General features: G+C 25.8%; 10 protein-coding genes and 1 pseudogene. 9 read left to right on the top strand and 2 right to left on the bottom strand.

The window, feature by feature from the left end; translation table 11 throughout:
- The first annotated feature begins 88 nt into the window (after positions 1–88).
- The 6 genes and pseudogenes from epd to serA all read left to right on the top strand — a co-directional run bounded on the left by epd (position 89) and on the right by serA (position 6,682).
- Entirely contained in the window at positions 89–1,108 is a 1,020-nt protein-coding gene (gene epd, locus CRV12_RS03140; protein ID WP_136131187.1) for an erythrose-4-phosphate dehydrogenase, read from the top strand.
- Between the two features lie 61 nt (positions 1,109–1,169).
- Complete coding sequence (locus CRV12_RS03135) at positions 1,170–2,315, top strand: phosphoglycerate kinase (protein WP_136131202.1); 1,146 nt, start codon at positions 1,170–1,172, stop codon at positions 2,313–2,315.
- A gap of 86 nt (positions 2,316–2,401) precedes the next feature.
- On the top strand, positions 2,402–3,481 hold the full coding sequence (fbaA, locus tag CRV12_RS03130; protein WP_136131186.1) for a class II fructose-bisphosphate aldolase: 1,080 nt from the start codon (positions 2,402–2,404) through the stop codon (positions 3,479–3,481).
- Between the two features lie 127 nt (positions 3,482–3,608).
- On the top strand, positions 3,609–4,439 hold the full coding sequence (gene mscS, locus CRV12_RS03125) for a small-conductance mechanosensitive channel MscS (protein WP_136131185.1): 831 nt from the start codon (positions 3,609–3,611) through the stop codon (positions 4,437–4,439).
- A 240-nt stretch (positions 4,440–4,679) separates the two neighbouring features.
- Positions 4,680–5,339: a ribose-5-phosphate isomerase RpiA gene (gene rpiA, locus CRV12_RS03120; RefSeq protein ID WP_136131184.1), complete on the top strand. Its 660-nt coding sequence runs from the start codon at positions 4,680–4,682 to the stop codon at positions 5,337–5,339.
- Between the two features lie 122 nt (positions 5,340–5,461).
- Positions 5,462–6,682, top strand: a pseudogene (gene serA / locus CRV12_RS03880) (phosphoglycerate dehydrogenase).
- Between the two features lie 19 nt (positions 6,683–6,701).
- Here serA and CRV12_RS03110 read toward each other — a convergent pair.
- On the bottom strand, positions 6,702–7,175 hold the full coding sequence (locus tag CRV12_RS03110) for a 5-formyltetrahydrofolate cyclo-ligase (RefSeq protein ID WP_337250216.1): 474 nt from the start codon (positions 7,173–7,175) through the stop codon (positions 6,702–6,704).
- A gap of 359 nt (positions 7,176–7,534) precedes the next feature.
- Between CRV12_RS03110 and pepP the strand changes: the two genes are divergently transcribed.
- Complete coding sequence (gene pepP / locus CRV12_RS03105; RefSeq protein ID WP_136131183.1) at positions 7,535–8,854, top strand: Xaa-Pro aminopeptidase; 1,320 nt, start codon at positions 7,535–7,537, stop codon at positions 8,852–8,854.
- A 51-nt stretch (positions 8,855–8,905) separates the two neighbouring features.
- Here pepP and ygfZ read toward each other — a convergent pair whose 3' ends face one another.
- The gene (gene ygfZ, locus CRV12_RS03100; RefSeq protein ID WP_136131182.1) at positions 8,906–9,880 is read right to left on the bottom strand and encodes a tRNA-modifying protein YgfZ; all 975 of its coding nucleotides are present in this window, start codon (positions 9,878–9,880) and stop codon (positions 8,906–8,908) included.
- A 435-nt stretch (positions 9,881–10,315) separates the two neighbouring features.
- Between ygfZ and recJ the strand changes: the two genes are divergently transcribed.
- Both recJ and prfB read left to right on the top strand, forming a co-directional pair.
- Positions 10,316–12,061 (top strand): single-stranded-DNA-specific exonuclease RecJ, encoded by a 1,746-nt coding sequence (gene recJ, locus CRV12_RS03095; protein ID WP_136131181.1) that lies wholly within the window; start codon positions 10,316–10,318, stop codon positions 12,059–12,061.
- A 167-nt stretch (positions 12,062–12,228) separates the two neighbouring features.
- A protein-coding gene (gene prfB, locus CRV12_RS03090; RefSeq protein ID WP_136131180.1) for a peptide chain release factor 2 occupies positions 12,229–13,327 on the top strand; the annotation gives its coding sequence in 2 pieces (ribosomal slippage) (positions 12,229–12,303 and positions 12,305–13,327; 1,098 coding nt in all).
- The last annotated feature ends 8 nt before the right edge of the window (positions 13,328–13,335 follow it).

The following is a 13,335-nucleotide window of genomic DNA, read 5'->3' as shown; positions in this document are numbered from 1 at the left end:
TAAAAAGAATATATATCAAATATTCATGAAAATATATTAAACGATACTTAAAATATAATTACCTTTTAAATGTTTATTGGCATAAAATATGATCTATAGAATAGCAATTAATGGTTTTGGTCGTATTGGACGTAATATAATTCGTGCATTATATGAAACTAATCGCCATAATAAAATTCAAATAGTAGCTATTAACGAAATAGCGAATTCAATTGCAATGGCTCACTTATTGAAGTATGATAGCACTCATGGGATTTTTCCTTATGATGTATATCAGAAAAAAGATACAATTTGGGTTAATAAAGAAGCTATAAAAATTTTCCATTACAATGAAATAAGTAAATTACCATGGCGTAAGTTAGATATAGATATTGTATTGGACTGTACTGGAATTTATGGTTCACGTAAAGATGGTGAAGCTCACTTAAAATCAGGCGCTAAAAAAGTGCTTTTTTGTCATCCTGGATTTGATGATCTTGATAATACCATAATATTTGGAATCAATGAAAAAACAATTACATCAAGACATCGCATTGTTTCCAATGGTTCTTGCACTACGAACTGTGTTATTCCTGTTATTAAATTATTAGATGATGAATTAGGAATTAAATTTGGAACGATAACTACAATACATTCATCAATGCATGATCAAAAAGTAACTGATATTTATCATAGTGATTTACGTCTTTCGCGTTCTGCTAATCAATCTATCATTCCAATAAATACATATTTAGAAAAAAGTATTTCTAAAATTTTGCCTAAATTTAATAATTGTTTTAAGGCAATATCTATACGTGTGCCAATTGTTAATGTTACTGCAATTGATCTTAATATATTAGTTAGCAAATCAACTAATTTTACACAAGTGAATACATTACTTAAGCATGCTGCACAAGGATCACTTCGAGGTATTATTGAGTATAATGATTTACCCTTAGTTTCGATAGATTTTAATCATAATTCACACAGCGTTATTATAGATGGAACTCAAACTAAAGTTAGTGGTTGTCATCTTATTAAAAATTTACTTTGGTGTGATAACGAATGGGGTTTTTCAAATAGAATGATAGATACAGCAATTTATATGGCTTTGAGTGGTTTTAGTTAAATTAATTATTTTTTAATTATTATATCATTAAGTATCAGGATATATTTTATTTATGTTAAAAATGAATGAATTAGATCTCAGAAACAAACGTGTTTTAATAAGAGTGGATTTTAATGTACCAATCAAAAAAGAAAAAATAATATCAGATACACGCATTATTGCTTCATTACCTACTATAAAAACAGCTTTAAAGAGAAATGCAAAAGTCATAATTATGTCTCACTTCGGTCGTCCACCTGAAGAATCTTATGATTATAGATTTTCTTTGTTTCCAATAGTTAAATATTTAAAAAATAAATTACCTGATATCCAAATAAACTTAGTAAAAAATTATTTAGGAGGTATTAAGGCAAATATTGGTGAATTAACAGTATTAGAAAATGTTCGATTTAATCAAGGAGAACAGGAAAATGATGAAGTTTTAGCAAAAAAGTATGCTAAGTTATGTGATATATTTGTCATGGATGCATTTGGTATTGCACATCGTTCTCATGCATCTACTTGTGGATTAGCTAAGTTTGCCGAAATTTCCTGTATTGGACCGTTATTTTTTAAAGAATTAGAAGTTTTGACTAGAGTTATGAAAAATCCTAGTCGTCCGTTAGTTGCTATTTTAGGTGGTTCTAAAATTTCTACTAAATTTAATTTATTAAATTCTTTATCAAAGATTGCAGACTCGATAATTGTAGGAGGAGGTATTGCAAATACTTTTTTAGCTATACACAATAATGTTGGTAAATCCTTGCATGAACCAAATTTTGTTAAATCAGCTAATATATTGCTTAATAAACACAATATTCAAATTCCTATTGATGTACGTGTATCAACGGAATTTTCTGAAAATACTGTAGCAAAGATAAAACAAACTAATAATATCTCAGATAATGATTTTATCTTAGATTTTGGTGATAAGACAATAAATTCTCTAATTTTATTATTAAATCAAGCTAAGACCATTTTATGGAATGGTCCAATAGGAGTATTTGAGTTTCCAAATTTTCGTAAAGGTACTGAAATGATTGCGCAAACTATTGCTAATAGCGATGCTTTTTCCATCGCTGGTGGTGGAGATACATTAGCTGCTATTGATTTATTTGGTGTCAAAAACAATATATCTTATATTTCTACTGGTGGAGGTGCATTTTTAAAATTTATTGAAGATAACAATTTACCTATAATTTCTATAATAAAACAGCGAGTTAAATAATGTGTTTTTTATATTGTTAAGAATATAATCCTTTTTACAAAGAACAACTATAAAAATAGTAAGTATTATTATCATAGGGTGCACTAATGTCTAAAATTTTAGATTTTGTCAGTTCTGGTGTTGTTAAAGGTGATGATATAAAAAAGATCTTCAAATTTGCAAAAAAAAATAAATTTGCTTTACCAGCAATAAACTGTATTAATACTGATTCTATAAATGCTGTTTTGGAAGTTGCATCTAATGTTAGATCTCCTGTTATTATTCAAATTTCTAATAATGGTGCAGAATTTTTTTCTGGTAAAGGTTTAATAACTAATAAATCACAAAACAAAGCAATTTGGGGAGCTATTGCTGCAGCTAATTATGTGCATTTTATGGCAGAAAAATACGAAGTACCAGTTATTTTACACACTGATCATTGCACAGAAAATTTATTGCCTTGGATAGATGGATTAATAGAAGCTGGTAAACAACATTATTCAAACACTGGTAAACCATTATTTTCTTCTCATATGATTGATCTTTCAAAAAAACCATTAAAAAAAAATATTGAAATTTGTAGTAATTATTTAATAAAAATGTCAAAAATCAACATGATTTTAGAAATTGAATTAGGTTGCACTGGTGGTGAAGAGGATGGAGTTGATAATAGCAATATATGTATTGCCGAACTTTATACAAACCCCGAAGATGTAAATTATGCATATGAAAAATTAAGTTGTATTAGTGATAAATTCATTATTGCTGCATCATTCGGTAATGTTCATGGTGTTTATAAAAAAGGAAATATTCAATTAAAGCCAACTATATTATACGATTCTCAAAAATTAATTTCTAAAAAACACGGTTTACCTGGTAATACAATAGATTTTGTTTTTCATGGCGGTTCTGGTTCATCAGATAAAGAAATAAGAGAATCCATAAATTATGGTGTAGTTAAAATGAATATAGATACAGATGTTCAATGGGCAACATGGAAAGGTATTCTTCAATACTATAAAAATAATATTGACTATCTTCAAAACCAATTAGGTAATCCGAAAGGAATAAACTTACCTAATAAAAAATATTATGATCCAAGAATATGGTTACGACATACTCAATTATCATTAAATTCTTGTTTAGAAAATTACTTTAAAAAACTTAACTCTATTAATATATTTTAAATCTATTAAATATATTTATATATTTTTTTGATATTATAGCTGATTACTATACATGAGTATGTTGTATTATTATAAGATAATTATTATTAAATTAATTTTCTATTTTTAGAATGAATATATTTCAATTATGATAAATTCATATATACTTAATAAAATCAATGATTTAAACAATTGGATTTCAAACAATCAAATCATTATTTATATTAATGTTTTTAATGCAATTGCAGCTATGGCAATAATTATAGTTGGAGTATTAATTTCTCGTATTCTATCAAACGGAATTAGACATATATTATTAATACGTAATATTGAAATAACTGTTGCAGATTTTATTGCTGGCCTAACAAGATATGGTATTATTGCTTGTGCTATTAGTGCAGCACTAAGTCGAATTGGTATACAAGCTACATCGATAATCACTGTGCTAGGTGCTGCTAGTTTAGCCATAGGTTTAGCTTTACAAGGTTCATTATCTAATTTAGCTGCGGGTATTTTATTAATAACATTTTATCCAGTGCGTTCTGGAGAATTTGTCGATATAGGAGGAATAGCAGGTAATATTATAAATATTCAAGTTTTTTCTACTACATTAAAAAGTGCAGATGGTAAGATTATTATTTTACCTAACAGTAAAATAATAAGTAGTGTTATTATTAATTTTTCAAGAGAACAATTTAGATGTAATGAATTTGTTATTACAGTAGCATACGAAGCGAATGTAGACGAAGTTATTCAACTACTAAAAAATGTTATTGAAATAGATAAACGAGTAATAAAAGATAAAGAAATTCAAATTGGTTTAAATGAAATTAATACATCATCTATTAATTTCATCGTTAGATGTTGGTGTAAAACTAGTGATTTACAAAATGTTTATTGGGATTTATTAAAAAATTTTAAATCAGTATTAGATTCTAAAAAAATTAGTGTTCTTTTTTTAAAAAACACTAAAAATTAATATCGAGTCTTAATATTATTAATAATTTCATGTTAAAATTAATTGATGTGTAATTTTTATAAAATATACAAATATTTTATATTGATATCTTGAATATATTTTAATAATTATTATTTTTAAATTCATTCGGTACATAAATTAAAGTTTTATAATGATTGTTAAATATATTAAATAGTAATACATTCGATTTACTTTAGGTAAGTATTAAATTTTATCATTTATTGGATTTTTAAATACATCATGAATCAGAATAGCTTAAAGAAAGCTGTTAGTCAGGCTGCTATTGATTTTATAAAAACTAATAGTGTTATTGGAATCGGTACTGGATCAACCATTGGGTATTTGATAAATGCATTGGGTTCTATCAAACATCAAATTAAAGGTGTTGTTTCTAGCTCAAAACAATCAACAAAAAAATTAAGAAAAATTGGAATAAATATCTTAGATTTAAATGAAATTGATTACTTACCAATTTATATTGACAGCGCAGATGAAATTGACAGTCAAATGTGTATGATTAAAGGTGGCGGTGCAGCCTTGACACATGAAAAAATTATAGCATCAGTGGCAGATAAATTTATATGTATTATAGATATTTCTAAAAAAGTAAAAACACTTGGAACGTTTCCATTACCTATTGAAGTTATTCCTATAGCTCGTAATTTTGTGACTTATGAGTTAGAGAAAATAGGTGGTATTGCAAAATATCGTCAAAATGTTATAACTGAAAACGGAAATATTATTTTAGATATACATAATCTACTTATTTCAAATCCTATTTTATTGGAACAATATATTAATTCTATACCTGGGGTTGTCACTGTTGGAATTTTTGCATCTCGTAGGGCAGATATTTTATTGGTTGGTAATTACAATGGCATTGACATTATTGTAAAATAATCGTTTAAAATATGCGAAATTATTTTATCAGAAAGATAATTTATTTACTGCAATACTTACCATTTTTAACATAAAATTAATATTAGTTTTATTTTTTATAAAAATTTTAAATAATATGTACTATGAAAAAAGATCACATTAAATTTTTATTATTAGAAAATATATATCAAAATACAGTAAATAATTTACATTCTGCTGGATATTCTAATATTGAATTTTATGATACTGCACTTAATGTTAAAAAGTTAAAAACTTCTTTGAGTAATACTCATTTTATTGGAATTAGATCTAGATCTCAAGTTAATGAAGATATTTTTTAAATATCAAAAAAATTATTAGCTATTGGTTGTTTTTGTATAGGTACTAACCAAGTGCACTTACATCATGCGACTATAAGAGGTATTCCTATTTTTAATGCACCATTTTCTAATACCAGCTCTGTTGCAGAATTGGTAATCGGTGAAATGTTGATAATGTTGCGTGGAGTTCCTAAAGCAAATGCAAAAATGCATTGTAATATTTGGAACAAAATTACAAAAAATTCTTTTGAGGCGCGTGGTAAAAACATTGGAATTATTGGTTATGGTCATATTGGAATGCAATTAGTTATATTAGCTGAATCTTTAGGTATGCATGTTTTTTTTATGATATTCAGAATAAACTTCCTGTAGGTAATGCCATTCAAGTTAGTAATATATATGAATTAATTAAAATAAGTGACATATTAAGTCTACATGTACCAGAAACAACATCTACTTATAATATGATTAGCCTAAAAGAAATTTCTTATATGAAACCAACAGCATTATTAATTAATACTTCCCGTGGCAGTGTAGTCGATCTTACTGCACTATATGATGCTATACTAAATAAAAAGATATCTCGTGCAGCTCTTGATGTATTTCCTTATGAACCAAAAAAATAATATTTCTTTTGTTTCTTCTTTTAGTAAATTTAATAATGTTATTCTTACTCTTTATATTGGTGGTTCTACAGAAGAAGCACAGGAAAATATTGGAATAGAAGTTAGCAGTAAATTAATAAAATATTTTGATAATGGTTCTACATTATCAGTAGTAAATTTTCCAGAAGTAACGCTTCCAGTACATAAAAACAATGATAGTCGCTTTATTCATATACATGAAAACCGTCCAGGAATAATGAAAGATATAAATCAAATTTTTGCAAACGAAAATATTAACATTTCGTCGCAATATCTTCAAACTTCTCCATCTATAGGATATGTAGTAATAGATGTTAATGCTAATAAAAAGGTATTGAAAAAAACTTTAGAATTAATTTGCTCTATTCAAGGAACTATTAGAACTCGTTTGTTATCTTAAACAATAAAATATTATTATATTACCACTGCCATATTTTTGAGGGTGTTATTATAACAGGTAATGGTATATCCCATTTTTCATTTGGCAAATTATTTACTAATTGAAAATCATATGCTATTCCAATAGGTAAAAAATTATTCCTTTTCCAGTTGTTCAAGGTGCGATCATAAAAACCACCTCCTAGACCTAAACGATTACCTTTAATATCAAAAGCTACTAGTGGGACTAACATAATATCAATTTTATTAAGTGATATTGATTTATATATATTTATCTCAGGTTCTAAAATTTTAAATTTATTTAAGACTAAATTAGTTTGTGATTTATATTCTATAAATAATAGATGGCCAGAAATATTAGGATCTAATACTGGAAGAAAAACCATTTTTTTTTGTTTCCAGAAATTATTAATTGCGAGGCTACTATCTATTTCACCATCTACTGATAAAAAAAAAGATATGTTTTTAGCTTTTATCACTGGATGATAATTCATTAAATGTTCCGTTATTTGATTGGCTGATTTTTTTTTTGTTGTTCTGTAATTGAACGTCTTAAATAACGCATTTGTTTTCTAATATACTTACGCTTTAACAATTTATCTTCGAACATATTAATTTCCATTTCTATAAAAAATATTAAAGATATCTTTTAAAAACTTCACATTATCAATAAAGTTATTTAATTGTAAAATTTATTTGCAAAATAATATATTTTTGATTAAATAATTTCTTATATTTTTTTAATGAAAGTTATAATAATATATTATTATTTATTAAATATTAAATTTTTATAAAAATATTATTTTAATTATAAATATAACTGAAATACGTATCGCTTAGAGACTTATATATTATGATTTCAGTAAACATACTAAAGAAACGTCGTGATATACTTATATCAAAAATGGTTGCTAAAAGTGCCATATTAATATTTGCAACACCGGAAAATATTAAAAGGCAAAATGAATACCAATTTCGTCAAAATAAAGATTTTTGGTATTTTACTGGTTTTAATGAACCAAATGCATTATTTATTATAGTAAAAAAAGATGACAAATTTACTCAGAAAATATTATTTAATAAACCAAAAGATCCTGATAATGAAATTTGGTTTGGCAGTAATTTAGGTCAAGATTCTGCTTTAACTAAAATAGATGTTGATTATGCTTTGCCATGGAATGTTATAAATGAAAATATTTATAGGTTTTTAATTGGTTTAAATACAATATATTATGCATGGGGAGAATATGTTGAAGCTGATACATTAGTTTTTGATGCACTTAATAATATTCGCAATGATAAATCGCATAGTTCAATTATTCCTAGTACTATTATTGATTGGCGTCCATTAGTGCACGAGATGCGTTTATTTAAAGGACCAGAAGAAATTGAATTATTGCGTATTGCTGGTAAAATAAGTGCATTAGCACATACTAGAGCAATGAAAGCATGTCATGCTAATATGTTTGAATATCAATTAGAAGGAGAGATTCACCATGAATTTAGTTATCATGGAGTCAAATTTCCATCTTACAATACTATTGTTGGTTCCGGAAATAATGCTTGTATTTTACATTATACAAAAAATAAAAATAAAATGTGTGATGGAGACTTAGTATTAGTTGATGCTGGATGCAGTTTTAAAGAATATGCTAGTGATATTACTCGTACTTTTCCAGTAAATGGAAAATTTAATAAACAACAACGAGAGTTATATAATATTGTATTAACTGCATTAAAATCTGCATTATTAATGCTAAAACCTGGTATTATTATTGATGAAGTGAATAATGTTGTAATAAATATTATTGTAAATAATTTGGTTAAAATAGGAATATTAAAAGGAAAAGTAGATGAATTAATTAGTGAAGGTACATATCAACAATTTTTTATGCATAATTTAAGTCATTGGTTAGGTCTTGATGTTCACGATGTTAGTAGATACGGTAAATCAATGAAAAATCAAATATTACAACCAAATATGGTGCTAACAGTAGAACCAGGATTATATATCTCACCATATGCAAATGTACCTATTGAATATCGTGGTATTGGTATTCGCATAGAAGATAATATTCTTATTACTGAGACGGGTAATGAATGTTTTACTAATGGTGCAGTGAAAGAAATTGAATTAATTGAAGATATAATGAAACTAAAAAAAATAAATTAATATATTTGATAAAGTAAATTTTATTTTAAGGAAAATTAATATTTAAAAATACTATTTAGTATATTCTAATAAATAAGGTAAAGATTTAATCTTTAAATATCCAGTATTATCTTGTTGAGCTCGCAAAACATTACCAACATGAACATTTTTATCTAATACTGCTTGTATCCAACTTAAGTTATTATCTAGTTTTACTGAAGCTAAAACTTTACCAGTACATCGCCAGATATTATTAGCTTTAATTTCCAATTGATCATTTGCTGAAGGTAAATTTTTACATTGTCCTGTTAACCAACACAACCTATATTTATTAATTCCAAGATATTTAGCACGAGCTATTGTTTCCTGTCCTATATAACAACCTTTATTGAAACTAATAGCATTTAACATATGTAAATTGGTTGCTTGTGGTATAAATTTACCACTATTTTTTATATCTATTATAGGAATACCAGATTCAATATCTAATGCTAACCATTGTTGATTATCACTAAATTGCGTTTGATAACACATTAAATGTTTTTTCAGAACGTTAATTTTATTAGAATTAGTAACTATCAAGAAACGTTCAATCGGATTTTTAAACCATAAAATAGCAGTATCATTATTTTGTACTACGGGTATCTTATGATTAGGAACTTTTTCAAATACATGTTTTAATATTTTTTCTGATTTATATCCGGCAAAACCTAACAATAATTTATCACCGTATGAAAATTTTATTTCTGAAAATATTGCATATTTTTTAAGTTCTGTTAATTGAAATTTAAGTAATTCTTTACGTATGATATATGTGAGTGTTTTACCAAAATAAAAAAGACGTAAATTACTTAACATTTTTCCAAAAGAATTACAATGTGCTGCCATATAATGCTGATTTTCATTGATACTTGTTAAATCTAACGTTAACTGACTTTGTAAATATTTAATTGTATCACGACCAGATATTGAAACAGATATCCAATCATCAAGATACATTAAAGTTGATGTTAGATATTTAGATTCTACAGGTTTTTTTATAAACATCTTAGTAGTTAACCTTAATATTTTTTAATATATTCCTTGATTGTAATAATTTATCAATTATATTATTCAATCAAAAATATTTATACTGTTAATTTAAAAAATTTAATATTTTATTTATATTATTTCTGTAATAATATTATTTATTAAATAAGACATTAAAACTAATACAAGTACTTTCTTGAAATATCAATATAAATTAGATATTTTTACTAAAATTTAATAATGATATGGTATGATTAAGAGATATTAATAAAATAAGTTAATAATCATCAAAGTAAATATCTTAACATTCTATTTTTAATAATTTATTAATGTTATTAAAAATAGCATTATGAATATAAATAATTATATAAACAATATTTAAATAATAGTTTTTTATAAAAACATTATGGATATTTTATTTAATAAAAATTTTTTAAATATAGTGAATAAAAAGTGTTAAATTATAAAATTGAATTACGTAGGCGTAAAATCACCGTTAAAGATAGTTTACCAACAGATTTAGCACCATTAATAAAACGTCTTTATTTAAATCGTGGATTATGTTATCCAGAACACTTGGAACGTAGTACAAAATATTTATCTTCATTTAGATCATTATCTGGAATTGATAAAGCAGTTTTGATATTATATAACATGTTAACAAAAGATCGCAAAATCATAGTAGTAGGAGATTTTGATGCCGATGGTGCAACCAGTACTGCATTAACAGTATTAGCTCTAAAAAGTATGGGTAGTAAAAATATACAATATCTAATACCAAATCGGTTTGAAGATGGATATGGTTTAAGTGAAAAAATGGTAAAACATTTATATATGATAGGTGCTGAAATGATACTTACTGTAGATAATGGTATTTCATCTCATGAAGGGATAAAATGTGCAAGAAACTATGGTATACCTGTAATAATTACTGATCATCACCTGCCTCCTGAAAACCTTCCTGATGCTTCAGTGATTATTAACCCTAATATTTCAAATTGTTCTTCTCAATTATGTTCATTAGCAGGGGTAGGTGTTGCTTTTTATTTAATGATCGCTTTAAGAACTTATTTGCGGGATAAAAAATGGTTTAAGCAACAAAACATTGTTGAACCAAATTTAGCTATTTTATTAGATCTAGTTGCTATTGGCACTATTGTTGATGTAGTTCCTCTTGATATAAATAATAGAATTTTAGTATGGCAAGGATTAAAACGTATTCGTTCTGGGATGTGTCGTCCAGGTATTACAGCTCTTTTAGAAAAATCTAAATGTAATAGAAAAGATCTTTCTACAGATGATATTAGTTATGTATTAGGACCTCGTCTTAATGCAGCAGGAAGATTAAATGACATGTCAATTGGAGTTGCATTATTATTAACTGATAATTTAATGCAAGCACGTATTTTAGCTAATGAATTAGACAAATTAAATCAAAATCGTAAAAAAATTGAAAAAGTTATGCAAAATGATGCATTAAAATTATGTAATACACTACAACAAAAAGATAATAACTTACCTTTAGGTCTTACTGTATATCATCCCAAATGGCATCAAGGAATAGTTGGTATTGTAGCATCACGTTTAAAAGAACGTTTTCATCGTCCAGTAATTGCATTTGCACCTACTGGTATAGGAGATGGTATTTTAAAAGGTTCTGGTCGCTCTATTGAAAATTTTCATTTAAGAAATATACTTGCACATCTAAACTTGCTGCAACCACAGTTAATTATAAAATTCGGTGGTCACGCTATGGCTGCTGGTTTATCTATTAAAGAATCACATTATGAAGAATTTAGTCAGCATTTTTCAAATATAGTACAAAAATCATTTAAAGATAATATAATTTCAGATATTGTCTGGTCAGATGGATCTCTGGAACCTTCTGATTTTTCTGTTAAAACAGTAAATTTATTACGTGAAGCAGGACCATGGGGGTCATCTTTTCCTGAACCTACTTTTGATGGTAAATTTGAATTAATTCAACAACGTTTAATAAATAAAAAACATCTACATGTTTTATTAAGGATTGTTAATAACGGTCCATTAATTAATGGGATATTATTTAATGTAGATACAAAAAGTTGGCCAAACAAAAATATCAATAAAGTTGAATTAGTATACAGATTAGATATCAATAAATATAGTAATAAACATTTTGTTCAATTATTAATTGAATGTTTATGGCCTATAAATTGATGCAATACTAAATTTTATTGTAAAATTGTTATATTGTTTACATAATAAATAATTTTAATTGTTTTTTTTCATAAAAAATTAATTATGACCTAAATATAATTATAAGTCTTACATAAGTATGTTAAAATTCTAAATTTTTAATTTTAAATATTAAGAGGTATTGATTTATGACTGAAATACAATTAGTAAGTAATATCATTAGTGATCTTAATGAACGAAATAATCAAGTTAGGAGGTATGTTTGATTATAATAATAAGAAAGATAGAATTAACGAAATCAATATTGAATTAGAAAAATCAAATGTTTGGAATGATCATAAACGTGCACAAAAATTAAGTAAAGAAAGATCTTTTCTAACAATGATTATTAGAGATTTAGATCAAATTTCAGTGAAATTAAATGATATTCAAGATTTATTTGAATTAATTATCAATATTAATGATTATAAAGAAATTAAAGAAATCATAATAGAATTAAAAATTATTGAAAACGATTTAAAAAAATTAGAGTTTAATAGTATGTTTTCCGGTGAAAATGATCAATGTGATTGTTATATTGATCTTCAATCTGGTTCTGGAGGAATAGAATCCCAAGATTGGACAACTATGTTAATGCGTATGTATTTGCGTTGGTTAGAATATAAGGGATTAAAAACTCAAATAATTGAAGAATCCCCAGGGGAAATAACTGGAATAAAATCTGCTACAATTCATGTATCTGGAAATTATGCTTTCGGATGGTTACGTACAGAAACGGGAATTCATAGATTAGTACGCAAAAGTCCTTTCGATTCAGGTCATCGTCGACATACTTCTTTTAGTTCAGTTTTTGTTTATCCTGAAATAAATAATTATATCAATATTGACATTAATATATCAGATTTGCGTATTGATGTATATAGAGCATCAGGTGCTGGTGGTCAACATGTTAATCGTACGGAATCAGCTGTGCGTATTACTCACATTCCTACTGGTATTGTAACTCAATGTCAAAATAATCGTTCTCAGCATAAAAATAAAGAACAAGCAATTAAACAAATGAAAGCAAAATTATATGAAATTGAAATAAAAAAGAAAAACGATGAAAAAAAATCTTTGGAAGATAATAAATCTTGCATAAGTTGGGGTAGCCAAATTCGTTCTTATATACTTGATGATTCTCGTATTAAAGATTTAAGAACTGGTATAGAAATGCGTAATATACAAGAAGTATTAAATGGTAATTTAGATCCATTTATAAAAGAAAGTTTAAAATTAGGTTTATAGGAAGCAAA

The organism is Candidatus Pantoea edessiphila (genome assembly GCF_002933315.1).
Taxonomy (GTDB): domain Bacteria; phylum Pseudomonadota; class Gammaproteobacteria; order Enterobacterales; family Enterobacteriaceae; genus Pantoea_C.
This window is presented reverse-complemented; position numbering and strand designations above follow the sequence as displayed.

Excerpts from the sequence above, each read along its gene's own strand:
- fbaA (WP_136131186.1), top strand. The coding sequence starts at position 2,402 with ATGTCTAAAATTTTAGATTTTGTCAGTTCTGGTGTTGTTAAAGGTGAT.
- mscS (WP_136131185.1), top strand. The coding sequence starts at position 3,609 with ATGATAAATTCATATATACTTAATAAAATCAATGATTTAAACAATTGG.
- CRV12_RS03110 (WP_337250216.1), bottom strand. The coding sequence starts at position 7,175 with ATGAATTATCATCCAGTGATAAAAGCTAAAAACATATCTTTTTTTTTA.
- epd (WP_136131187.1), top strand. The coding sequence starts at position 89 with ATGATCTATAGAATAGCAATTAATGGTTTTGGTCGTATTGGACGTAAT.
- pepP (WP_136131183.1), top strand. The coding sequence starts at position 7,535 with ATGATTTCAGTAAACATACTAAAGAAACGTCGTGATATACTTATATCA.
- ygfZ (WP_136131182.1), bottom strand. The coding sequence starts at position 9,880 with ATGTTTATAAAAAAACCTGTAGAATCTAAATATCTAACATCAACTTTA.
- rpiA (WP_136131184.1), top strand. The coding sequence starts at position 4,680 with ATGAATCAGAATAGCTTAAAGAAAGCTGTTAGTCAGGCTGCTATTGAT.
- CRV12_RS03135 (WP_136131202.1), top strand. The coding sequence starts at position 1,170 with ATGAATGAATTAGATCTCAGAAACAAACGTGTTTTAATAAGAGTGGAT.